This is a genomic window from Legionella brunensis, from assembly GCF_001467025.1.
In the GTDB taxonomy this organism is placed as follows: domain Bacteria; phylum Pseudomonadota; class Gammaproteobacteria; order Legionellales; family Legionellaceae; genus Tatlockia; species Tatlockia brunensis.
Genome location: NZ_LNXV01000007.1, coordinates 1 through 25,125 on the forward strand (window position 1 = coordinate 1; position 25,125 = coordinate 25,125).

Below are 25,125 nucleotides of genomic sequence, written 5' to 3' on the forward strand. Positions count from 1 at the left end.
GAACTCAGTAGTGAAACAGACCAGCGCCGATGATAGTGTGAGGCTTCCTCATGCGAAAGTAGGTCATTGCCAGGGCTTTTTTCCTAAGCGGCTTTTAAGCCGCTTTTTTTGTTTTTGATTAGCAGTAATATTGCTGATAAGAATGTTGGTTACAGCCTAATTCAGCGAAAAGTTGAGTGGCTTGAGAATTTAAAATTCCAATTGCTAAATCATTTTTTCAAAAAAATAAATTGGTAAGAATGATTCTCATTTGAGTTGTTTATGTTATTCTACCCACCACGCTGTCATTGCTAAAGTAGTAAACAAACGATAAATTGTTCTCGTAAGTTTAAAATAAATGCATTAAAATTAATTACCATTACAAGGATGTAGAGCAGTATGCTAGTCAGTCGAGTTCATGAATTTATCAAGGCTGTAGTAAGCATTGAACATAAGTTAGGAAAGGTTGATAAGGAATTTCTTCATGATTTCCAAGAAAAATATCCTCTTCTTAATAGCACTACTTCACTAAGTGTCGCTCAGCGTAATCCTCAAGACAGTCTAAATGAATATGAACTTCAATGGATTCAAGAAATCTTTGCCCAACGATGGCAGGAAATAGCAGATAAAGCAGAAGATTATACTTTTGATCCCAGAGAAAATAATGCACCTTGGGTTTCAATGGCTAAAGATTTGGCGATAGATCTGAAGAAGCCTTATCTTTTGATATTAATGCCTGTTCTTACGAATAAGTCTGATCCGGAGATGTTTTATAGATTGGAGCAAGATCAGGACCCCCGCTCTATCTATCTTTCCGATGATAATACTTGGCATAGAATTCAAGGGCTTTTCGAGCGGTTACAGCAGCCATCGGCGGTATTTTCAACTTATGATTTGAAAAAAGTTAAACCCAGAGCATTAACATTAAAAGAAATGTTTAGAATTCGTTCCAAGAAAGGTGCGGAATTAGCTAAAGAAATCGATAATGAAACCTATGTTAATTTCTGGGATTATGTGATTCGGCGAATTGCTCCTACTTGGGAAAAAAAGGGTAAATGCCCTGAGCAGTTATTGCCGAACTTGCTGGAAATAATTGAACTGTATTTTGATGCTAAGGCAACGAATGGCAACTTAAAAGATTTTCATGAAAAATTAAAAATATTAACGAGAGACTTGGAAGCTTGTCCTTTAGACGATATTAACCATTTCTATGGCATAGAAATTTATGGTAAGCAACGAAATCATTATCTTGTTGATATTTTATTGGATTGTTTGAATGAAGCGCCTGACCTAGAGGAAAAACTTGCAGATGTCGCTAGGTGGTTGTGCCGCTATGATCCTACATTAGTGAGTAAATGCAAAAATTTGATACCAGTATACGAAGTCTTAAAGGTGGGGGAATATTTTGATGCTTCGCATCTTCGCCAATCAATCACTAAACTTGATGTAGGGGTGGCAGAAACCAAGCCCAAGATTCAAGAACTTTTAGAAGTGATTCCTGAAGCTGGCCAAATTACATCCGAAATCATCGAAAATATAAAACGTCTTTATGCGTTGCGTTGGCAAAAAATTAAAGATACACCAGATGATTATTTCCGAAAGCCGAATGCAGAAAATCGTTCTTGGATTCGCTTAGCCCAATACTTAGCTGGTGCCGGTTACATCGACGCAAATTACTATAAATTACTAATTCCAACATTAACGCACAATACGGACCCGATTACTCAGGAGAATTTAACAAATTATCCTTTATCCCATTTTATTTTATCTGAAGATGAAAAAGAGCTGCTTTACTTACCTAACTGTGTCAGCCAGCATCAGGCTAATGGAACTTTTTATTGCTTCTCGATTACTAATCGATTCCGCATGTTAACTTTGAAAGAGTTAGGACGCTTACAATTTGCAGCATCACAATTTTATGAATATTACATGCAAGTAGTCGCTACTGAAGAAGTAAATCTTCCTATAAATAAAGAAACGATTGCTGCCCTGAAAGATTTAGTAAATGGTACTTTAAATCCATTAGCGCTGCGCTTAAGCCATAAGATCACAGTAGATCAAGAAAAAATTGCCGAGCAAGCTTATATTAAATTTTTTGACTTTTTGAGTGATTTACCGAGCGATGAATTAGCTCGACTTTATAATCATACAGTTATTTGGCGTGCTCAAAAAAAACGTATTTCTGAAATTATAGAAGATGTGCAGCTCAATGAAACGCCTAAGGTGGTTCAAGTTTCTAAGCCGGCACGTGTTTCAGGCACAGCAGAGAGTAGCTTTATTACCAAGCCTCAGGAAGGGCTGTTACTGACTGAAACGCTCCCTACTAATAAAGAAGAGCCGCCACGAGAGCGAGAGTGCATTGCTGTGGCTGGACAGTTTTTTGCCAAACTAGTGATTGACTATGATCCACAAGTCAAATTTCGTCCGGGTATAGAAGAATTGCCCTTAGCTGCTCTTGATGAAATGCGCCTGTGTTCCGCTAAAAATGTTTTTCGCGATTGGAGGCATATTGATGATAAAGAGGCTACCAGACGAGCTTTGACAATCCTGGTTTCCTTGATGACGCATAGTTTTAGCTACGTGTGGCGTACAGGGACCGCTCTGCAGGTTTGGGATGAAACAAATACCATTACTGCCACAGGAAAAGAGTTATATAAGGCTTTAGAGTTTGCTCTTGAGTTAGGTGATTTTAGTAAAATTCGATTTATTTATACTTATGTAATGCGCAATATTGTTGATAAGGCGCTTGCGCAAAATGACATTATAAAAAAATACACGCGTTATGAAGATACGCTGCATTGGTTAAAAACTATCAAGGATGAGTCTTTGTTTAAACCTGAGAATAGGGTTTGTTTTGATCCAAAGTTATTGCTGGTAACACTTACTCCTTTGACAAGAAAATACGGCAATAAGTCCAGATTTTTAATAGAGGGTTTTCTAGAGCAATTAGTTCACACATTAATGCAGCCACAAAATGAATATTTACAGTGGGTTCGCATAAATATTGAATTTAATAAATTATTAAGCAACAAAAGTTTACCATCAAAAGATCGTAAGGATATTCTTGAGGTTTTAAGAGGTGCCTCGGAACAAGTTAATGAAAGTGAGTTTCATCATAGCTTAATTAATTTTCTTGTTCAGCGTTTATCAGTTGTTGGGGTCCGAGCCAATAAGAAGCAGGGTATCTTTGGAACCAATCCAGGGCAGCATAGGCAGAGCTTTAGTTATATTAAAGAGAGTCTAGAACGTCATCTATCTTCCTTTTTGATAAAGCAAGACTCTGAAAAACTTGCGCCTACTGATATATTTTCGCAATTGAAAGAAGGGCTCCAAGAGTTAGGATTAAATCAACGCACTGTTTTGATACGTTATTTGGACTCACTACAAAAAACCATAACCCCTGAGAGAACAGAGCCAGATTTCATAGCTCATGAAACACTGTCTTCTTATAATTTAGCCTAGGGGGGCAGGTAACTCATCCTAATATGCATGATGTCCATGGGGGATGTAGGTAAAATTTTTATTTTACAAATTGTGTGGTAATTTTAATAAAATTTTCATAGCGTCTGGTTGCAATGTGACCAGTTTTTGTGGCGGCGATTATCGCACATTCAGGTGTGTCGCGATGATTACAATTACGAAATTTGCATTGTGAAATAAGAGGGCGAAATTCTCGGTAACCCTCAACTATTTGGTTCACGGGCATATGCCATAATCCTAATTCACGTACTCCAGGTGAATCAATCAAAGCTCCTCCTGCTGGTAAATGGTAAAGACGAGAATTACTGGTTGTATGACAGCCCAATTCAGTTCCTGAGGATATTTCAGCCGTTTGGATGTTCGCCTCGTGAGGCAAGATGCCTGCAATTAAAGAAGATTTACCCACACCTGATTGTCCGACAAAAACACTGACATGATGATTAAGTGCTTGGGATAACTCCCGGTAACTTTGTTCAATTATTTTACTGGTGAATAATAGAGGATAACCTAAAGGTTGATAAAGCTCTAATAACTCTTCTTGTATTGCTTCACAAGCCAGATCAATTTTGTTGAGTACAATACAAATTTGTAATCCTAAGTTTTCGGCCATTACTAAATAACTATCTAGCAAATGCCAGGATAGCTCAGGTTTTACTGCCACAACTATCATGATTTGTGTAATATTAGCTGCCACAGGCTTAAATTCGCCACGTTTGTCAGGACGCCCCAGCATTGAATCCCGAGGATAGCGGCTAACGACAACTCCTTGACCTTCACCTTCTGGTTGCCAGATAACACGATCACCCGCCACCAAAGAATCAATATTAGGACGAATGGAGCAATGGATACGGTTGCCCCCACTGTCTTCAATTTCTGCGTGTCTACTAAAACGAGTTAGAACCAAGCCAGTAGCAGAAAATTCATTGACTTTAGCATTATGACGGTAATCTGCCTGAATTTTTTGGATGCGTGCAGATTGTTGTTTGTTTACTCGTCTTTTACTCATGATTTAAAAATAGTCTATAATTGCCAAGGTTTAGAAACGTGGTCTCTGCATAATTTTACCATAGAAGCAGAACTAATTTATTATGATATAGTGAGTTAACCTCACTTGAGCGATGTTATGCCAAGCTTGATAATATGAGAAGCATATATTCATGAAAATCTATTTAGTGGGAGGTGCTGTTCGCGATCAATTATTAGGATATCCAATAAAAGAGCGCGATTGGGTAGTTGTTGGAGCAACTCCTGAAGAGTTACAGCAATTAGGCTACCAACAAGTTGGACGGGATTTCCCTGTTTTTCTGCATCCTAAAACAAAAGAAGAATATGCCTTAGCAAGAACCGAGCGGAAATCTGCTCCTGGCTATTATGGGTTTAAGTGTGATTTTAATCCTCATGTTAGCTTGGAAGAGGATTTATTACGTCGTGATTTGACCATTAATGCGATGGCTTTAGATACAGATGGTCAGTTGATTGATCCCTATCATGGACAAGCAGATTTAAAAGCCAAATTATTACGACATGTTTCGCCTGCTTTTGCGGAAGATCCAGTACGTGTTCTACGTCTAGCACGCTTTGCCGCGCGTTATCATCATTTAGGATTTAAACTTGCTGATGAGACACGTACCTTAATGTATCTTATGGTAAAGCGAGGAGAGTTAAGCCATTTAGTACCTGAGCGTGTTTGGCAGGAGTGGTATCGGAGTCTTGAAGAGAGGAACCCTGAGGTATTTATTAATACCTTAAGAACATGTGGTGCTCTCAAGGTGGTTTTACCCGAAATTGATGCCCTTTTTGGTGTTCCCAATCCTAAAAAGCATCATCCCGAAATTGATAGTGGGATACATAGCTTAATGGCGTTGCAAAGTGCCGCTAAGTTATCTAATGATCCGATGATCCGGTTTGCAACACTGGTGCATGATTTGGGAAAAGCTGCTACTGCGATGGAGGAGTGGCCTAAACAAATTCAGCATGAAATAAAAGGCGTTAAAATTATTAAAGCATTATGTGAGCGTTTGCGAATTCCTGCAGATTACCGTAAGTTTGCAGAAATGGTCTCTCGTTTCCATTTAAATATTCATCGTTTATTTGAACTTACGCCACAAACAAAAATTAGAGTACTTGAACAAACAGATGCTTTTCGTCGTCCACATCTATTTGAGAAGTTGCTCCTTGTTTGTGAAGCAGATGCAAAAGGGCGAGGACTCGAGGAGAAAGAATATAATCAAGCTGCGAATTGGCGTCATTTAATTAAAGAATGTGCAAAAATATCTCCGCAAGCATTAATAGCCCAGGGGTATCAGGGAGAGGCTATTAGAAAAGCGCTTCATGAGCAACGTGTTATCTGCGCAAAACAACTTTGGAATCAGAATGAAAAATAATGATAATTTAATTTGGATAGATTTAGAAATGACTGGTCTTGAACCAGAGAAAGATCGCATTATTGAAATCGCAACAATTGTGACGGATGCGCAATTAACAATTTTAGCGGAAGGGCCTGTTTTTGCAATCCATCAAGACGATGCGTTACTTCTTGGGATGGATGAGTGGAATACAAAACAACATAATCAATCTGGATTAGTAAAGCGTGTCAGAGAATCAGTAATAAATGAGGCTGAAGCCGAGCGTCAAACGATTGATTTTCTTAAAAATTATGTTGATAAAGGTAAATCACCGATGTGTGGTAATAGTATTTGCCAGGATAGACGTTTTTTATATAAATATATGCCTGAATTAGCTGCGTATTTCCATTATCGCAACCTTGATGTCAGTACTTTAAAGGAATTAGTTAAACGTTGGCGCCCCAAATTAATGAATGGTGTGATAAAGGAATCTAAACATTTGGCCCTCGATGATATCAAAGACTCCATTGCTGAACTTGTATACTATCGTCAACATTTTATTAATATATCGGGTACCTCATCATGATTGAACGTGAGCAATTAGCACTGCCAAACGGGGCGGATAAATTATTACTCCATTCTTGCTGTGCCCCCTGCTCAGGGGAGGTAATGGAGGCATTATTAGCGTCAAAGATAGATTTTTCTATTTTCTTTTATAACCCTAATATTCATCCTGTACAGGAATATGAAATTAGAAAACAAGAAAATATTGCGTTCGCTAAAAAGCATGACATCCCTTTTATTGATGCCGATTATGATAAAGACAATTGGTTTGCTCGCGTGAAAGGATTAGAGTGGGAGCCTGAGCGTGGAAAACGCTGTACAGCTTGTTTTGATATGAGATTTGAGCGAACGGCGCTTTATGCTTATGAACATGGTTTTGCAGTCTTTAGTAGTTCTTTAGGGATTTCTCGCTGGAAAGATATGAGTCAGATTAATGATTCCGGGATTCGCGCTGCTAGTCGTTATCCCAACATGGAGTATTGGACCTATAATTGGCGCAAAAATGGCGGCTCGGAAAGAATGTATCAAATAGCCAAACGTGAGAATTTTTATAAGCAAGAGTATTGTGGCTGTGTTTATTCCTTACGGGATACCAATTTGTGGCGCAAACAGAATGAGCGTGAACGTATTAAAATTGGGATAAACTATTATGGTAGTGAGGAGTGTGGCCTGCCCAATATTTCTGAAAACCAGGAGAAAGAATGATTTTTCACCAACATGAACATGATGAGCATGACCACAATCATTCTCATTCGCATGCTCACGGGCATCATCATGAGGTGTCACAATTTAATGGGGCATTCTTAATTGCCATTATTGCCAATGGATTATTTGTTATTTTCCAGATTATTTTTGCTTATGTGGCTAACTCCACCAGCTTGCTCGCGGATGCCATACATAATTTGGGCGATGTGCTTAGCCTGATTTTAGCTTGGATTGCAAATCGACTATTAAAACGCATCCCTACCAATCATACGACTTACGGGATGAAAAAAACTTCCATTTTGGCTGCATTGGCTAATGGCGTTTTATTGGTATTTACTTGCGGTATCATTGCGACTGAAGCCATGTATAAGTTGTTTACCCCGACAGAAATTCAGGCGGTTTCCGTTATTATTGTTGCCAGTATAGGCATTTTGGTGAATGGTGCCACCGCTGCCTTATTTATGCATGGTTCAGATGATTTGAATATTCGCGGGGCTTTTTTGCATTTATTGTATGATGCACTAATTTCTGTTGGTGTTGTGATCTCAGCAATTATCCTTTATTTCACCCATTGGCTGTGGATAGACCCTGTGGTTGGTTTATTAATCGCATTTATAATTATTAAAGGAACCTGGTCATTGTTTACAGACAGTTTTCATTTAATTATTGATGCTGTACCGCGTGGGATTTCTTGGATGGATGTGCGTGACTCCTTGCAGGCAGAAGACGGTGTAAAGGAGGTACATGATTTGCACATTTGGGCTTTAAGTACCAAAGAAAATGCTTTATCCGTTCATCTTTTTATGCCGGAAATGCCTCTGAGTGATGAGGCCAGGCAATCACTAGTTAAGATGTTGCGCGATAAGCACAAGATTCATCATGCAACTATACAAGTAGAGCGCAGTTTAACGTTTTGTGAGGATGCATGTAAACCTATTCTAGATTAGGTGAAGCACTAGATTGGCCGTAAATTTTCTATAGAGTCTTGGGTGTTTGAATCTGTTGATTCTTCAGGTTTTTCATTGTTGAATGGCGTTGGTTGATATTCTTTCCAGGAACGGGATGTGTAGTCAAAGTGGTGTATTTGAATTTTATGATGCTCATCAAATTGAAATTTAAATTTACCATGAGGTTTATGATGGGTACTCGTTACTTTTTTTTGGCCATTTATTTCATCTACTGAAACTGTCTCTATTCGTGCAATAACCGTAGTATTTATATTGAGCTCTGCTAGTTTTTTACAAAGTTGATAAGCAAAACTATTTTCGGGCCTGATATTTTTTTTTATAGAACCCGCGCCATAACAACTAATCAAATTAATTGTAAAGGAATCAGTACTTAAGGGAGCTTTTTTTAAATAGGAGGCTAAATATATTGCAGTATCATCAGGAGATTTTTTACCATTCTTTAGGGTGATTAAATTCCCGCCTCCATGTACATCAATAGTAACTTTTTGGGGTTTAAACTCAGAAAATGCCTGATGTAATTTTTCATCATTATCCTGCATGGGAGTAAATAATAGAGGATAATGATAGCGACTTTTTTTATTTTTTAACGCAGTGTCATCAAATTCAGTAAAATTAATAATAACCTCAATTTTAAGGAATTTACTGTTTTTCTTGATAAAATTTAAAACATCAACTAACAAACTCTGTTCCAAAGTTTTATCAAAGAAATTTGAGTCAATGCAATTGAAAATTTGATTTGTTGTTAAGAAATTGTTTGGACTTTTAAAGATGGCTGTGATTTTTTCTAGCTGTGATATTGGGACAAGATTAAATTCTTTAAGAATAGGAGCATGATATATTAGGTCAGAAATCACTCTAATGATATTCTGAACTTCATTGATTTCCGAATCTTCTTGCCTCCAATCAGCAATAAATCTTCTAAATAAAAATTGAGAAATATTCTGAGTAAGTGCTTTGTAACCTGATAACGAAGGGAGGTATTGCAAACTTTTTTGTGATGATTCTTCCCCCGATAGCTTATAACAAATAGCTAAATATTCATTCATTAGTGAACTGTATTCTTTATTTTGAACAGAGGTATACATTTTTGCCAAATACAGCACATACCAATGCATCATTGTCAGATCAAGACGAATTGTTTCTGGCAACTCTTGGATCAATTTTGCTAGATTAACGTAACATTTAGATCGAATAATATCTGTTTCAAGCTCATCTTCTAAGATACCTTGAAATGCGAGAATATATTGCTGCAATAGGAGTGGACTTAAATTTTCTAATTTAGGAAGTTGTTGCCGAAATCTATAAAAAAAACATTCTGCCCGAAGATTCTCTGCTTCTTTACTTTGATCGCAAACAAAGGTTGCATAAGTAGCAGAAATATCCAGTATTTCATTAATAGTCAAATCCGATAAAGGATTCTCTTTATGAGCTTTTAAGGTAGAGTCAACATAATTAAGATTTTTGAAAATAATGGCATCTTTTCCCACAATGCGTTGAATTGCATCTTGGATTCCCGTGTATTGTTTGTTGCCTGCTGATGTTTCTTCAATCACACACCCTGCATTATCTGAAGGTATGATTAAGATTTTTTTCTGTAGCTTATGCTCATGAAGATAGGTTAATTGTATTGTATTGTGTTCTTTTTGTTGCAAAATAACTATTTGCTTGGATGATTCTCTTTCAACAATTTCTTGGGCCTCATAATCTTCAATGGAGTGTAAGTAATTATTGATATCTATTGCCTCTGCAGAGGAAGGATCAAACCAATAGGAGAAAGAAGGGTCTTTTGCTTTCATTATTGACCAATAAAATAACTTATTGGTTAATTATACAACCAATAAGTTATTTTTGATCAAAAATAAACCATTTATTGTTTGAATGTTATAGCTAATTCCATATAAGACCCTAGAAGAGGCTTAATGAATTATCAAGCTAAAGGACGAGCTGCATCGTTCAGCGGTACTTCTTTTCTATTTAAGAGATAAGAGTCATTCACCAGCGCTCGGTAGAAAACTTTTGTTGACTCTTTCTGAGCGGTTCGCGGAGAGTCGAGTGCTTCTTGAGCATACTCTTGTATATCTTTATACAGTTTATAAGTCTCTTCTTCAGTGTGTGTTGTTTTGCTTTCATACTCCTGAATCAAGTCGACCATTTTGGCTACTCGGTGGGGGACTCTAAGGGTTTGACCATCTAAAGTTGTGGTAACCCCGCCGCGAAAAAATGCAAAACCACCTAAATCCCAGGGCTCTTTAATACGAGCTTTAATTTCTTTTATAGCTTGAACATAAGCTTCTGGATCATTGAGGCGAGCTTCGAAATAGCTATTAAGAGCCTCGGTGTTACTAATAACCGCCTGCATATTTCTTGCAAGGTTCAGGTCATTAGCTGCTAAAACCAAAGGATTAAAAATTTTATTGGCCAAATTACTCCATAAATTTTTGACAAAATTTTCATTCTTTTGAGTTGCAGCATATTCTTGGGCAACTTTTTTAATTAAAGAGAAAATTGCTTTAACTTCTTTATCGAATTCATAATTAAGAGGTAATGTCGTAGGTCTTGCCTTAAAGCTTGCGGCAAATGTCTTGCTTTCCTCGCGTGCCAGCTCTTTTTGTCGAACCAGTTCAAAGAGGATACCACCTAAAAAGTCGGCACTTCCACCTCTAATAAAAAGAGGGCCTTTGTCTGCAAAGCACAGTCTACTGAGTTTTTCTATTAAGTGAGGGAAGTTGGAGTCACGTTGCGCAACTATGTTTTGCGCGAGTTCTTCTCTCTCTTTTTTAGATAAGGCATTTAACTGCTGATAAAATTGTGTATCGAGGTCTTCTTTTAGCAAAAAAGAGGTTTTATTGGGGGCCGCATTAAAATTCGCAATAGTAGGCATTGGTTATCTCGATTGGGTCAATTCTGTGCATAGTATAGGAAAAAATACTTAAATGAAGATTAACGTATTGCAAAAGTTTTTATTGAGTGAGAAATAGATTACTAGGGCTGTTTATATTTCGCCAAAATGGTTTGATTTTGAAGATTAGAGTATACATTTTCGGAACGCAGAAAACTAAGCCACCTGGCTCAGATAATTGTAACAGGCCTTAAGGTTTATTTTTTTGAATGGTTAGAACTAACCCTTGGTGATAAGCGTTACATGCACCAGCCTGATCACTAAGTTTTTCAAGCAATTTTCCCAATTCAACATAAGCCTCAGCAGTAGCTCTGAAAGCAATGCTTTTTTCAAAATAGTTGCGCGCTTTGCCCCATAAATTATTGGTCAAACTTAAACGCCCCAAGCAAAGGTATAAAGCTGCAGAATCAGGATTTTTTTTAAGGAGTGATTCAGCAAAGATCAAAGGTTTATCTCCCATATTCAATTGACCATATAAGGTAATTAATTGTTCATTAAATTCTTTTCGTAGACAGTGATGAAGAATTGATTCCGCTTTTTTATCTTCATGACTTTCAAGTAAAAAGCGGCAATAAATAGCCATTAACTCGGGATTTTGAGAGAGGTCTTTCGGTAAGTTGGCTATCATTTTGTTTAAAAGTTCAGCCTCGGAGGATTTTGCAAGGTCATCCAACACTTCTTTGTAAGCTTCAAGACGTAATTGCTCAAATGTTTTAGGTGAAAGTACCCGATTCTTTTTTAATTCAGGTAATAAGGTAATTAATTGTGGCCAATCTTTGACTTCCTTATAAAGACGCACCAACAGTTTGAGGACATAAGGATGATGAGGGGCTAAATCTTGCAAATGTCTGAGAGTAGCTAAGGCTTGTTCCCACTGTTTGTTAGCCAATTGTAGTTGAGCCTGAGTGAGCTCGACTGCAATTTTGGCATCTGGCATTGATTGTTGAGCTTCACGTAAATAATCATCCCGTAATTTATTATCGCCCATCTCTTGGGCAGCACGGGCTGCGGTTAAGTAATTGAGTAATGGGGAGTCTGTGTCGGGAAGAGCTCGAATCAAATGATTTTTCGCTTGTGCCCAGTAGCCCTCACTAAATTCGATGAGTCCTTTTTGGGTTTTGGCTTGTGCTTTTTGAGTACGGCGTTTCATCTGCCATTTACGAAATGCATCAGGACTATGAGTAATTTTGCCTAAGATTAATAGAAAAATATGAATTAAAAAAAACGCAAGAATTACTCCAATAATTGCAACCCATAAAGTCGTTTCAATTGTCCATTGGTTAATAGCAATTAATATATAGCCAGGATCCCTGTTTAATTGAATACCTAACCAAACAGAGGCCAGCAGGACTATAAAGATGATAAGGATACGTATCATGGTAACTGCTCTCCTTCCTTGGATGCTGGAGTATGTGATTGTAAATTTTTGTTGTCAATTAATTGATTGAGTAAAGGAAGTGCTTTGCCGATGACAGGCTTAGCCAGGTTTAATTTTTGTTGTTGCAAGGCTTGTAATTGCTTAATGAGCGCTTGAGTGCTCGAAGCTGTTTCATCAAAAGTGCGTTTTATTGCGTTTATGGCTTGTGTTAATGCTAATTGATATACCGATGAATTATTTTGCAATATGGCCCATTGAGCCTCTTCCAAGTTCAGGCGAATTACTTCTTGCAGCATGGCTTGCTGAAGCGGTGATAACAACGGTTCAACATTCTCTTCATGCCGACGGATAACTACTAATTTCCCAAGAGAGTTGATGCTATCTCGCAATTGGTCACGCCATTCGGAAGACGTTTTCCCGTTAGTATCATGGGATTGCGGATGGGAGATTGGTTTTTTTAATGGCAAATTAGATAGATTATTTTTAGCCGCATCTAATTGGCTTAATAAACCTGCGACATCTACCTTAGGGAGGACTTGAAGCTGCGCAATTTCTTGGGCAATGGCCTGTCTGATAGTCAAGACTTGCTGATAAGATAAGGCTGCTAATAGCGTATCTGCTTGTTGTAAAAGAGCAATAGTAGTTTGTTGGTCGTCACTCCAGTGAGCATTAATTTGTGCAAGCTCTAAATAGTATCGTGCTTTTAAAAGAATCCAATCTTGTTTTTGATATAAACGTTGTTGTAGTGCAATTTTTAAAGCATTATCGAGGGCTTTTATATGATCTTGTAACTGGATCTGGCTTTGATTAAGGGTTTTGATATCCGTTTCAAGTGATTGGGCTTCTTGCTGCTGTGCTTTTAATGAGCTGAATTCTGTGCTTAATAGTTGTGTTTTCTGTGTGGTTTTTGCGACTAATTGCAGATTAGCTTTAAGCGCATAAATGCTACAAACAATGGCAATAGCAGCGGTGGCGAGAGCGAGTATTGAGAAAATTAAAACGAATGTTGGAGACGAAGTTAAGGTGACAGAAGGCTTTTTTTCTACGTGCGGCGTAGATTTTTTAGAATCATCCGGGATTGATTTGGAAGACGATTTTTTAGTCTGCACTTCATTGTTATTCGCCATGAGCTAATCCTTCGTTAAATTGATGCAGTGTCTGTAAAATGGTTTCTGGATTGCTGACCATAATTTGCCGAATCCCTAATAGCGCCGCTGCTTCTGCTAAGCGCTCACTAATAACTAGACAAGGCGTATTGCAGAGCCAAACATGAGCGGCTTTACCAAACATCGTAAAGATATTTTGCATCGCTTGCTGACTTGTAAACAGTATAATATCCACAGCATTTTCACGCCACAACGAATCAAGATATTGTTGCTTAAAGTTGGGCATGATGCGTTTGTAAACTTCTATTATGTTTAGATTAGCCCCACGGGCTATTAATGTTTCAGAAATAGTAGTGCGTCCTCCTTCCCCCTTAAATAAAAGAACAGTTTTGCCTTTGATATCTTGTAAAGTAGAGAGCGTTAGCAGTGATTCGCTTGTTGCTTCATCGGGAAGACAATCAATAAGGACATTTTGTTTCCGTAACGCGGCAGCAGTACCTTGGCCAAGCGCAATGGTTTTAATTGCCGATGGCCAAAGGATGTGTTGTTGTTTTAATTTATCAAATAAATAATTGACTGCATTGGCACTAATAAAAATAGCTTGTGTCGCATGATGCAGGTTAGGTAACGAAAATTTGAGGGCTTCAATGGCTAATGCTGGGCATTCAATTGCTATACCACCTGCTGCGACAATAGAGGAGCTTAGTAATTTTCCTTGTTCTAATGGTCTAGTATTTAAAACACGTAAACCTTGCAAACACTTTATCATGGTTGAAAAAGTAATTTGTCAGCACCCTTACTAAGGAGCGCCTGTGCACAATTATCTGCCAGAGTCATTGCTTCTGAATGGGCTCCTTCTTGGCTGTCTTCAATCATGACTGTGCCGCTCATATTTAAAACTCTGGCACGTAAAAGCAGTTGCTCACCCGGTTGTGGCTTGCAATAAACAGCCAAAGGGACATGACAATTTCCTCCCAAAAGTGCATTAACATGCCGCTCAACTTTTACGCAGAGAGATGAAAGTATGTCATTTAAAGGCGTAATAAGTTTTTGAAGGACTGTATCGTCTTGACGACATTCAATCCCCAAGGCGCCTTGGCCACAGGCCGGTAACATAATTTCATCATCTAAAATTTCACTTACATTCTCCACCATCCCTAAACGTTCAAGACCAGCAAGTGCAAGCACAATTGCATCATATTCTCCGGCCTTTAATTTCTCTAGACGCGTATTGACGTTGCCACGTAACGGTTTAATGGTTAAATCAGGACGATGGGCAAGTAACTGTGATTGTCGTCTTAAGCTTGTAGTTCCTATGATTGAGCCTTCAGGTAGATGTTCTAAGCTCCGATGTGCTTGGGTGATAAGTGCGTCAAAAGGAATATCACGCTTACTAATCACGGGTAAGCAAAGACCTTCGGGAAACGAAGCAGGGACATCCTTCATCGAATGAACGGCAATGTCAGCACGCTTGTCTAATAAGGCCTCTTCAAGTTCTTTAACGAAAAGCCCTTTACCACCAACTGCCTGAAGTTTGTCTTTTTGAAATCTATCGCCTGAGGTTAGCATAGGAACGAGTTCTATGCGTACAGCAGGATGGAGTTCATTAATTTTCTCCGCAATAAAATTAGCTTGCCATAAAGCCAGAGGGCTTTGTCTTGTTGCAATCCGTAAAAGCTCCATAGTGAACTCTTTGTTGGCCGTCAATGCCTGGATCATATCACTAATTTTAACAATAGCTATTGCTCATGTTGGGTACTTTTACCCATACAGGTTTTAGCATCCAAATGGTAAATTTGCGCCCAATTCATTCATTAAAAGTTCAATTGGCTAAATTGTTATGAAAATATATTGGGACAGAATAATAGGTGATCCGAGTTTGTTGGAGGGATATCAAGAAACAATTAACAAGATTGTGTTTGGTAATTATAAAGCAGCTGATCTGGACTTAAAAAAGTTATCCGGGCATCGTGTTTATAGTGTGCGTGTTAATCGGCGTGACCGGCTTCTTTTTACAACAATTCATGTACAAGGAAAAGCTTACTTATTATTGCTAGAGGTAGTACCTGAGCATGATTATCAGAAATCTCGTTTTCTTAAATCGGGTGTTTTAAGAAATTATCTTGAGAAAAATGCGAAGGGTTTGACGGAAGAGATCATTAATTTCGAAGAAGGTTTTATTGATTGTGCAGAAGAAGAGATTAAATTGGAAGGTAGTGCGGAGGATCCAGGGCAACTGCAATATGCGCAAGTAGAATTCTACAATAAAACATTCATTGAATTTAATGTTCGTCAACAAGAAGTCAAGCGAGCACCACTACCTCTTCTCGTCAGTGGTCCCCCTGGTTCAGGGAAAACATGTGGGGCCTTTGCAATATTAACCCAGGCTGCACTTCAACAAAATCAAGAAAATGGAGCCTCTTTTCTTTATATTACTGAATCGGCAGATCTCGTAAAAGTAATCCAAGAAATGTGGGAGGAATTTGCGGCTTATTACGGCGTTGCCAATAATAAAGTGCAATGTAAAACGTATCGGCAGATGCTTCATGAGTTAGATCCAGTTACGAAAGAAAAACAATTTGTAGGAGAAGAACATTTTTTTACTTGGTTTACTACTTACGTAGCTAAGCGTAAAAAAATATGTAAAACCACACAAAAAGGAGCACGTTCAAAGAACTCAGAAGAAATAAAAATTTTGGATGAGTTTGTAAAACAACAGGAGCAGGTCTATCAAGAATTTCGGATTTTAGGTGCTTATAGTAATCCTATGGAATATATGAAGTTAGGAGAAAAACAATCTTTGTTTCATAGCCCTCGACGAAAACAATGGTTGCTTGAAGCTTATACCTCCTATACCAAAGAGTTGGACAGTAGTAAGTTTTTAAACCCTGCTTTTTATTTTTTTGAATCGAAATCTAATTATTCTCTTGTTGTTGCGGATGAAGCTCAAGATTGGTCTTTTCTACAATTGATGTTGATCAGTAATCTAGCTCAAGATTGTGCCTTTCTTATGGATACTCATCAAAGTCTTCGAGACAAAATATCAAAAAGACCTTTTCTTTTCGACTTATATGAAAAACGGCGCAAAAAACTAACGCATGTTGAGTTATCGACAACATATCGTTGCCCGTCGAATGTTATCCCGTTGGTGAATGAAGTCATTGATATTAAAAACGTATTAACAGGAGGGATTGCAGATAAGAATGAGTTTGTCGAAATTGCTGACTCTCAAAACACAGATAGTGTAGGTGAGATCCGATGGCGAGATAGATTTTCTGATAATGAGCTCGCAGAATTAATAAAAGCGGCTTCTACTCCAGCAGTAGCCGTGATTACGCATGAGCGTTTCAAGAAAGAAGCCTCTGCCTTGTTTAAAACGCCGTTAGTTTTTTCGTCTGATAAGATTAAAGGACTTGAATATCCAATTACTATTATCTACAAGCCATTGGAACATGAACTTTTTATCGAGGCCAATACGATTTTAACCCAAAATATTAAGTCATTAGGGAAAACAATTCATCGTGCTAAGGAAGGCATTGGTAATGTCAAATTTGGCCCTTTGTTTAATCAACTGTTTGTCATGCTAACACGGACACAGGACATGACAGTGATTTATCAAGAAAATCACCGGGGTTTGGAGACATTAATTAACCGTCTATACCTAAAGGTAATACCCAATAGTAGTAATCAACCATTAGCCTATGAAATGGCAACAACAATGAATTGGCAGGACGAAGCAAAAAAGCAATATCAAAACGGAAATATTGAACAAGCCAAGCAGATTTTTATTGAAAAACTAGGGAAGCAAGAAGCAGATTTTGTCAGTTTTTTTTCCCCAAAACCGCAAGTGACTGTGATATCACAGGAAAAACAAAGATCTGATCAAGTAACCCAAAAAGAACAGCAAGCTAAACTAACAAAGCCTGATGTTATAGTTAAAAAAGCTCTGCTAACTAAGGAAAAGAAATTAACCAAAGAGCAATACGTGGAGGGATTATTAAAAAACTGTACTGCGAATAATTTAAGGAAATTATTTAAAGACCCAAATGCAACAAAATATCTTTTTGAGATAGTGCTTCCAGGAAAAAAATGCCTATTCTTGGAACTTGCTTCATCGGAACATAGTCATGATTTGCTAATTGACGTGTTGAATCAAAATAGTGCGTTTTGTGAGTTAATTACTGCAAAACACTTAGAAAGCATCTACGCTGGCACGGCAGAAAAACCTTTATTGCTCAGTTTAATTCCATATAAGAAAATTCCAGCATTGCTTTATGTATTAGTTAGCTCCAACCGAATGCTAGCTCATAAACTATCTGCACAAGTGTTATGTCAATTAGTTCCTTCGTCTAAAAATCATCCGGGTTGTACGGATATTAACGCTGTTTATTTATTATCCCGTTCTGAATTGGGAACGCAAATACTAGGTTACTTATTGATTGAAAATCCAGCCCTAGTAACCCAATCATTTGCTGAGGCGCTGTGTCATATGGCTAATACGCCAGATGATGTAGCAACAACAGCATTTGCGAACTTGGCTGTCGATGAGAAGGGAATCAAGTTGATTACTTATCTTTTAATTAAGTACCCGTGGATGATTTCCCATATAACGTCTGAGACTTTATATCATCAGATTACGCTTGAAGGCCCAGGGCTTGAAAACAGCTCCCTTTTTTCTATTTTATGTTTAATGGGGGAGGAAGGGATAGAAATCCTAACTTTGTTATTAGAGAACAATGAGTGTCTTCGAGGAGAAGCGTTTAGTAGTGCTGCTAATCGTGTAATGTCCGTTCATCATATAAAAGCATACTCTGGCTTATATTCTTTACTGATGGTGAAAAATGGTGTGAAGTTATTTCATAAGTTATTAAACCTTCCTTCTTCACCTGGCCCCACTCTTTCTGTCGATGCATTAAGCCAGCCCTTTATTGTAAAGCCGGGTATAGTGTCGCCTGAGGCCAATGCCACCTCTTTGTATCTCTTAGTTCAAAGTAAGGAGGGAGAGGAGGCATTAATTAAATTATTAAATCAAAATCCTGGGTTAATGGATGCAGTTGTTACTACAATGCTTTGTAAACCACTCAACATAATAAAGCATAAAGGGGAAGAGATATCAGTTCTTTATTATCTTAGTTTTTGGCAACGATTCGATCTACTCTCCATCATTTTTCAGAGAAGGGACTTGGCGACCGATGAGTTTGCAACCGCATTATGTCGTGTAACAAAAGATGGAAGCAGCTCTTATGCCTTTTATTGGCTAACAGCATCTGTATCTGGCCAATTGTTACTTCGACAACTATTTTGTAACAATCCTAAATTAATAAAGCTCTTAAAACCTGAAATGCTAACGATAACAGTTAATAAACAAGAACAGGCATTAACTAACTTACTAAACACTTTTACAGGGCAATACATTATAAAATTGTTTCTTGAAGTGCATCGCTCAGACTCTATCTCCGAACGTCTCCTGGAGGCTAACCCCCCCCCTGAGACTTTAGAGAATAGCGAGACAAATCGTATTGGTTGGCAATTTTTTGTTCCTGCAGACAAAGACCAACCAGATCCACAAGTGCAGGATAGACCTGCAACGAATTGTTAGAGTGGATTGCTTGTTTCTTCAGCTATACAATGGAGTTATTTAGGGATAGCGATAATTTCATACATGGCAAAGAATAATCTAAAAAAGATTATCGATTATTTTGATAATTCGATGCAGCGAAGCTTATCAAATGCAGCGCATCAGCTTGTTGCTGTGGGGGCGATAGCTTTTTTTGGTTTCCCTTTATTTTATTGGGTCTGGACTGAGTGGTTTCCGCAACCTTATGAGACTTTATGGTTACGTTTGATAGGTAGTTTTCTTGGTTTAGGACTCATGTTAACGCCTTATTGGCCAAGCGCAAGCAAGCCTTATCTGCCTTTGTATTGGTTTGTGACTATTCTCTATACATTATCGTTCTTCTTTGCTTATTCGTTCTTAATGAACCAGGCCAGCGTCATTTCAGCGATGTCGTTACTTTGTAGTATTTTTTTGCTGGTTTTATTAGTGGATTTGCTAAGTCTCACGGTGTTGTTAATGTTTGGATGGGGACTTGCATTAATCTGTTATTACGTTGTTTCGCCAGAGCTTTATTTTGGTGAAGAACATCTTGAAATGACGGTCGTTTTGTTTTTTGTCATTGTAGCTGGTTCTACCGTCAACTATAAAACTGCGATGTTACAACAGCAACGGTTAGCGGGAATGGCGGCTGCAGCCGGCATGATAGCTCATGAGTTACGTACTCCTTTGTTAGGGATCAAAAGTGGTGCGAAAGCAATGGCACATTATTCACCCCAATTATTTCAGGCTTACTATTTAGCAAAAGAGCAAGGATTATTAGATTCCAGTATTCGCGAGACGCGATTACAACAGTTAGAAGAGGTTAGTGAGCGAATTATTGGGGAAATTGATTATGCTAATACGATTATAGATATGCTGCTTGTAAAGGCTGGGCGAGAAAATTCATTGCAAAATTGCATACTAGAAGTTTGTTCAATGGCTGATTGTTTAAAAGAAGCTTTTTCTCGTTACCCATTTAAATCCGTGCAAGAGCGAGCTTTAGTCAATTGGCAAGGTGATTTTGTTTTTACAGGTTCAAAATTGCTCATGCAGCACGTGCTTTTTAATTTATTAAAAAATGCTTTATATGTGATAGCTACTGCCCAAAAAGGAGAAATTACTATATGGACAGTGCCTGGGGAAAAATTTAATATTCTTTATTTCAAAGATTCTGCGACAGGAATGTCGTCACAACAACTTTCAAAGTTGTTCAATCACTTTTATACCACAACATTTATGGGAACAGGTCTAGGATTATCTTTTTGTAAGTTAGTTATGAACCGTTTTGGTGGAGATATTCGTTGTGAATCAGAGGAAGGATGTTATACGCAATTTGCCCTCTTTTTTCCTACGATGTGACTCTTAAAAATTAAAGAGGTTTAGTCTGAAGAAGATTGATTTTTATTTGGGAAAAGCATCTACTCATGTTATTTTATATTCACAGAACTTATGGAAGCCCGCAACTTTTTTGTGAAAATTATTTTCATTATTTGATATGACTAGGATCAATTTACATTTCGCCTAACAATTTCTCGAATTGATAATCTAGACGAATGTTGACAAAGGATGTACTTGTAATAGGAGCGCTGCTCAGGAGGAGCTATGCAACATTTCTCGATACCAACCTGCTACTTTCCGAGCACGGCCTTGTTCATTGATGACAGCCGTGACTTTTTATTAAATTTTGTTTTGCAATTAGACGAAGGGCTTGCTTATCGAGTTTTTGATTCCCCGTTTGATGCCTTGGATTGTATTCATAAACAACGCTGTGAGTTAGACATGCTTAGCCAACGGTGTCTAAGTGAGTACACCGAGGCTAAAAACTGCCCTTTGACGAATCACACGGTAAATCTTGATTTAGCGGCTATTCATTCCGAAATTTATAATCCAAAACGCTTTACTGAGGTTTCAGTTGTAGTGGTTGATTATGCAATGCCGGGTATGAATGGTATTGAATTTTGCCGACGAATGGGGAATACGAACATAAAAAAAATTCTTCTAACAGGACAAGCTGATGAGCGGCTTGCTATAGAAGCTTTTAATGAAGGATTGATTCATCGCTATATTCAGAAAAGTGAGCCCAATGTTGCTGAGCTAATTACCAAGAGTATCTATGACTTGCAGCTGCAATATTTTCAATTGATGTCCGATATGATAGTACGGATGTTGTCAGTGACATCGCCAAGCTGTTTGCATGATAAAAAATTTGCTGATTTCTTTCGTCAACTCCGTCAAGAAAAAGGAATCGTCGAATATTATTTAGCTGATAATTCAGGGAGTTTTTTATTATTAGATGATGATGCAAATGTTAATTTCCTAATTGTAAAAAACGAGGCTGATATGCGTTTGCATTATGACTTGGCCTTGGATAATGGGGCTAGTGAAGAGGTGCTTGATCAATTAGCAAGCGGTGAAAAGATTCCCTGCTTTTGGCAAGCAAACACACAACCCCCAGAATGGAATGAGTGGTCTACTTGTTTAGTTCCCGCCCATCGTTTTGTTTCTGATGAAACGTATTTCTATGCATATACCTCAGGTGCGAGCTTGTTCGATGTGCATCAGGATAAGATACTTTCTTATCACCGCCATTTGGAGGATATTGATGCGGAAGAATTGCTGCTAATGTAAGTTAGCCATACCGCGACTTGCTCGCGGTATCCTAAGTCCTTGTAAACAAATTAGGGTTGTACATTAAATAATGGCAAATTTTTTCCATAGCGTTTAATTTTTAATAAACTCGCAAGCACTCTCTCTAACTCATCATATTGATGGTTAGCGCTGACAGATAAACGAATCAATGCATTGTTTTTGGGTGTTGCCGGAGAGCAAAAGACTGCACCATGAATATCTGCTTTTTCGAGTTCGTTACGAAGCCAGATTGTATTTGCTTCACTTCCTGTAAGAAGAGGAATAATTTGCGAATTACTTCCTCCTAAATTAAAGCCGGCTTGTTGCAAAGATTCACGCAGAAAAAACGCATTGTCATGTAATTTTTTGCGTCGCCATTCTTCTTTGGCAATAATATCTATGGAAGCTTGAAAGCCTGCTAAATCATGAGGTAAGAGGGTTGAACTAAATATAGTAGGTAAAGCAGTGTAGCGAATTAATTCAATTAAGTGATGATTGGCAATAATGATGCCTCCGCGGCCCGAGAGTGCCTTTGCAAGGCTTGCCGTAATAATGTCTACCTCATTGGATAAACCCAGATCTGCCACTAAACCACTTCCTTGCGGGCCGTGCGTTCCTAAAGAATGAGACTCATCGACAATTAATAAGCAATTGTATTTCTTGGCTAGCTCTACATAGTCTTCTATAGGACTAATAGTGCCTGTGGTACTGTAAATGGCATCGATGGCGATAATTCCTGAGCCATAGCGCTGCACGCGTCTATGGAGTGACTCGACCGAGTTATGTTGAAAAGGAATTGGTTTTGCATTAGCAACTTTCACGCCTTCCCAAAAGGACATATGCGCATAAAAATCTAAATAAACTGGCAAATCTCGCGACGCTAAGGCTTGAATTAATCCGATATTGGCGCACCATCCAGATTGCGCTAATAAACAAGCGGGATAACCAGTAAAATCAGCGAACTGTTGCTCGCAAGCTGCAAGAAGACTATCGTCATTTAAAAAAACAGGCGATTGCATTTGTCCATTACCATGCTCCATCATGGCTACTACTTGCGCTTGGATTAGCAGGGGATGACGACTTATATGTAAATAATCATTGCTAGTCAGTAGTAAAGCTTTCTCGGTGGGAGTCTTGCCTTTGAGAATATGGTGTCCTTGCCATGATTGCTGGACCCTAACTTCAAAGTATTGTTGCATGGCTTGTTGGATAAATGGGGGGAAATTATCGTTGCTTCTGGCGGCACTTCCTTTTGCAAAAGCCAATGAAAGTTGTCTCTTGTATTCTACCATCTAGTAGCTGATCCTGGCTGTTACCGATGTTATTAAATCGGAACAATAAATTGCTGTTACTAGGGTTATAACAAGGTCAGAGGGGTGCCGTCAATTTGTCTGGATTGTGAACTCACCCAATCTCAAGGGTTTGCTTTTCACTCAGTAAATCAAAGGACGAAGAAAAGCGTAGTTTCAGCAAATAAATGCACGAAGCAGTGGTTATTTTTAAAGATGCACCAAAAAGATAAGGCCAAATGGCAACCCACCAAGCTTGTAATGGCCCGAGGTAAAAACTTAAGACGACATAGCCGCAAAATAAAATTAAAGTCTCATTTAAAGAGAGACAAAGCCATGCGCTGAAGAAATTTTGAGGCTTTGTGCTTAGTAAGATTCTTGGTAAATAAAAAGATGAGAGCAAAAAGCCAAAATAATACCCGGCTGGTGGCGAAATATACCATTGGGAATTAACTGTGCCTTCCGGGAAAACCGGAAATGCTAAAGTTGCCAGACACAAATAAAATAAAACTACCCCAAACGCACGCTTACCAAGAAAAAGTACTAAAACTGAGATACTTAAGCTTTGTAAGGACATATAAACGGAAGTGCCTGGGATAGGTAGCTTTTTTAAAGCCATAAGTGTCATAAAGAAAGCCCCCAAAAATAAGATGACTCCTTGTGTCAGGGAATTAAAGATATTTAATTTTTTAGGGTTCGCAGGCATTGTTTTTACAGATAACAAAAAGAAAACACTATTTTATTAAATATCTTTTGTTGATCAACTAAATAAGATAAATGTTATAAGCCAAAACCTGATTTTAATCTTTGCAGAGAGTATTTTGCTTGTTCAATATCTTCATCTTCCAAAGCAAATTCTAAGGCTTCTATATTTATTCGAACAGCATTTAGATTTATTCGTCTGATGCTTCTTAAGAGAAAACCAATACAGATAAAAACAAGCATACTAAAGAATGGATATTGGCGTATAAACTCTTCCAATGATTTCATAAATACCCTTAAGCAATTCCTGAGATTCTCCCATCATATGCTTGTCAAAGAAACGGCTCAATAGCTGGATTGTTGCAGCCAGAAAATCGTTAAACTTACAATCCCGAAACAGGTTTTTTCCCTGAGAGCACATCATCAAGAAATTCATACTCTTGGATCATATCTTCGGAGCGGTGGCATCCAAAAATGTAACTTACAAGACGTTTAAACTGGGTGAAAATGGATTCATCATGAATGTCATTAAGTTTCATATGGAGTGTCTCTTGCATACGCTCTAAAATTTGTGATGGAGAAATCTTATCCAAAAGGGCTAGATGCGCTTTTAACTCATGTATCCCATGCGGTATAGACACTTGTTTGCCATCTTTATTTAATTTATAGCGAGAGCCAAAATATCCAAGTGACCAAGGATCATTTTTACCTTTAAGCGCTTGCTCTATCTTTTGATTTAAATAATTATCAATTTTGAGCAATAAGGTCCGGATACTTTGATTTTCCTGATCAATAATAAACTGCTTCCCAAATGGGGTTTCAACTTGTTGTTTAAGGAAGGTAAAAATTTGCGCTGTCTCAAAAGTATACTCACGTGACACCAAAATTGAGGCTAAGGATTTTACAATTTCCTCATCTTGATGGGTAATATCTTTAATTTCAGAATTAGAAATTTTGGCTATCAGTTGTGGTATCCGGGTGATGAATAATGCAGATGATTTATTTCTCTTTGCTTCTGCAAGTAGTTCGTCATGACTTAAAGCTAATAAAGATATTAGGATGTTTGCAGCGGATAATTGAGATTCTATTTCTTTAATGAATTTCTGTTGTCTGGCTAATTCGAGATTAATTAACTCTTTAAGGCTCTCACCATCTTCACCGTATTGTTCAACTTCCTTTAAGAGACCTTGATAAAACAGATTTTGTTGATTGACTGTTATAATCATTTCCTTGTATAAGACAATGAGTTGATTGGGCTCATTTTTTAATTGTTCTATTTTGTTTTTAGAGTTAAATTTAAAAAAGCCACTTTCTTGTACTCGATAGGTTAGAAATTTTTGTCTTAATTCAGCTAAGTTGGGACGACTTGCATTATTTTCCTTATTAATTAAGGAACCCTCTTCAAATTTACCGTGCATAATGACAACCTTAATTTCTCTTTATGGAATTAAAAAAGGAGCAAGATGGACTTATTATAAACAAATAA

Annotated in this window: 19 protein-coding genes; 8 read left to right on the top strand and 11 right to left on the bottom strand. The window is 37.8% G+C overall.

Annotation, left to right across the window (positions count from 1 at the left end; translation table 11 throughout):
* Positions 1–378: 378 nt before the first annotated feature.
* The gene (locus tag Lbru_RS04445) at positions 379–3,441 is read left to right on the top strand and encodes a hypothetical protein (RefSeq protein WP_058440992.1); all 3,063 of its coding nucleotides are present in this window, start codon (positions 379–381) and stop codon (positions 3,439–3,441) included.
* A gap of 58 nt (positions 3,442–3,499) precedes the next feature.
* Here Lbru_RS04445 and rsgA read toward each other — a convergent pair whose 3' ends face one another.
* Positions 3,500–4,465, bottom strand: coding sequence for a small ribosomal subunit biogenesis GTPase RsgA (gene rsgA, locus Lbru_RS04450; protein ID WP_058440993.1), 966 nt, complete (start codon positions 4,463–4,465; stop codon positions 3,500–3,502).
* A gap of 151 nt (positions 4,466–4,616) precedes the next feature.
* Here rsgA and Lbru_RS04455 point away from each other — a divergent pair, with 151 nt between their 5' ends.
* The 4 genes from Lbru_RS04455 to Lbru_RS04470 are packed head-to-tail and all read left to right on the top strand — an operon-like array spanning position 4,617 to position 8,020.
* A complete protein-coding gene (locus Lbru_RS04455) occupies positions 4,617–5,843 on the top strand; it encodes a multifunctional CCA addition/repair protein (protein WP_058440994.1) in 1,227 nt (408 codons plus the stop codon).
* Entirely contained in the window at positions 5,833–6,390 is a 558-nt protein-coding gene (gene orn, locus Lbru_RS04460; protein ID WP_058440995.1) for an oligoribonuclease, read from the top strand. The genes Lbru_RS04455 and orn overlap by 11 nt, the downstream gene beginning before the upstream one ends.
* On the top strand, positions 6,387–7,073 hold the full coding sequence (locus tag Lbru_RS04465; protein WP_058440996.1) for an epoxyqueuosine reductase QueH: 687 nt from the start codon (positions 6,387–6,389) through the stop codon (positions 7,071–7,073). Before orn ends, Lbru_RS04465 begins: the two co-directional genes overlap by 4 nt.
* Positions 7,070–8,020, top strand: a complete 951-nt coding sequence (locus Lbru_RS04470; RefSeq protein WP_058440997.1) for a cation diffusion facilitator family transporter — start codon at positions 7,070–7,072, stop codon at positions 8,018–8,020. The genes Lbru_RS04465 and Lbru_RS04470 overlap by 4 nt, the downstream gene beginning before the upstream one ends.
* An 8-nt stretch (positions 8,021–8,028) precedes the next feature.
* On the opposite strand, the gene Lbru_RS04475 is transcribed toward Lbru_RS04470, so the two are convergent.
* From Lbru_RS04475 to hemC, 6 genes are all read right to left on the bottom strand, one after another.
* Positions 8,029–9,837, bottom strand: a complete 1,809-nt coding sequence (locus Lbru_RS04475) for a hypothetical protein (RefSeq protein WP_058440998.1) — start codon at positions 9,835–9,837, stop codon at positions 8,029–8,031.
* A gap of 131 nt (positions 9,838–9,968) precedes the next feature.
* Positions 9,969–10,922: a hypothetical protein gene (locus tag Lbru_RS04480; RefSeq protein WP_058440999.1), complete on the bottom strand. Its 954-nt coding sequence runs from the start codon at positions 10,920–10,922 to the stop codon at positions 9,969–9,971.
* Positions 10,923–11,130: 208 nt separating this feature from the next.
* Positions 11,131–12,318 carry a heme biosynthesis protein HemY gene (locus Lbru_RS04485; protein WP_058441000.1) on the bottom strand — a complete coding sequence of 396 codons (1,188 nt, stop codon included), beginning with the start codon at positions 12,316–12,318 and terminating at the stop codon, positions 11,131–11,133.
* Complete coding sequence (locus Lbru_RS04490; RefSeq protein WP_058441001.1) at positions 12,315–13,445, bottom strand: uroporphyrinogen-III C-methyltransferase; 1,131 nt, start codon at positions 13,443–13,445, stop codon at positions 12,315–12,317. The genes Lbru_RS04485 and Lbru_RS04490 overlap by 4 nt, the downstream gene beginning before the upstream one ends.
* A complete protein-coding gene (locus Lbru_RS04495; RefSeq protein WP_238583819.1) occupies positions 13,435–14,181 on the bottom strand; it encodes a uroporphyrinogen-III synthase in 747 nt (248 codons plus the stop codon). The genes Lbru_RS04490 and Lbru_RS04495 overlap by 11 nt, the downstream gene beginning before the upstream one ends.
* Before the next feature lie 8 nt (positions 14,182–14,189).
* Entirely contained in the window at positions 14,190–15,107 is a 918-nt protein-coding gene (hemC, locus tag Lbru_RS04500; RefSeq protein WP_058441003.1) for a hydroxymethylbilane synthase, read from the bottom strand.
* Between the two features lie 157 nt (positions 15,108–15,264).
* Here hemC and Lbru_RS04505 point away from each other — a divergent pair, with 157 nt between their 5' ends.
* From Lbru_RS04505 to Lbru_RS04515, 3 genes are all read left to right on the top strand, one after another.
* Positions 15,265–19,023, top strand: a complete 3,759-nt coding sequence (locus tag Lbru_RS04505) for a RasGAP domain-containing protein (RefSeq protein WP_058441004.1) — start codon at positions 15,265–15,267, stop codon at positions 19,021–19,023.
* 63 nt (positions 19,024–19,086) lie between these two features.
* Complete coding sequence (locus tag Lbru_RS04510; protein WP_058441005.1) at positions 19,087–20,379, top strand: sensor histidine kinase; 1,293 nt, start codon at positions 19,087–19,089, stop codon at positions 20,377–20,379.
* Between the two features lie 243 nt (positions 20,380–20,622).
* Positions 20,623–21,648: a response regulator gene (locus Lbru_RS04515; RefSeq protein ID WP_058441006.1), complete on the top strand. Its 1,026-nt coding sequence runs from the start codon at positions 20,623–20,625 to the stop codon at positions 21,646–21,648.
* A gap of 50 nt (positions 21,649–21,698) precedes the next feature.
* Here the strand turns inward: Lbru_RS04515 and cqsA are convergent, their stop codons facing one another.
* From cqsA to Lbru_RS04535, 4 genes are all read right to left on the bottom strand, one after another.
* Positions 21,699–22,940 (bottom strand): alpha-hydroxyketone-type quorum-sensing autoinducer synthase, encoded by a 1,242-nt coding sequence (gene cqsA / locus Lbru_RS04520; RefSeq protein WP_083500820.1) that lies wholly within the window; start codon positions 22,938–22,940, stop codon positions 21,699–21,701.
* A 112-nt stretch (positions 22,941–23,052) separates the two neighbouring features.
* The gene (locus Lbru_RS04525; protein WP_162262387.1) at positions 23,053–23,565 is read right to left on the bottom strand and encodes a biotin transporter BioY; all 513 of its coding nucleotides are present in this window, start codon (positions 23,563–23,565) and stop codon (positions 23,053–23,055) included.
* Positions 23,566–23,717: 152 nt separating this feature from the next.
* Positions 23,718–23,927, bottom strand: coding sequence for a hypothetical protein (locus Lbru_RS04530; RefSeq protein ID WP_058441008.1), 210 nt, complete (start codon positions 23,925–23,927; stop codon positions 23,718–23,720).
* A 95-nt stretch (positions 23,928–24,022) separates the two neighbouring features.
* Entirely contained in the window at positions 24,023–25,057 is a 1,035-nt protein-coding gene (locus tag Lbru_RS04535; protein ID WP_058441009.1) for a hypothetical protein, read from the bottom strand.
* Positions 25,058–25,125 lie beyond the last annotated feature (68 nt).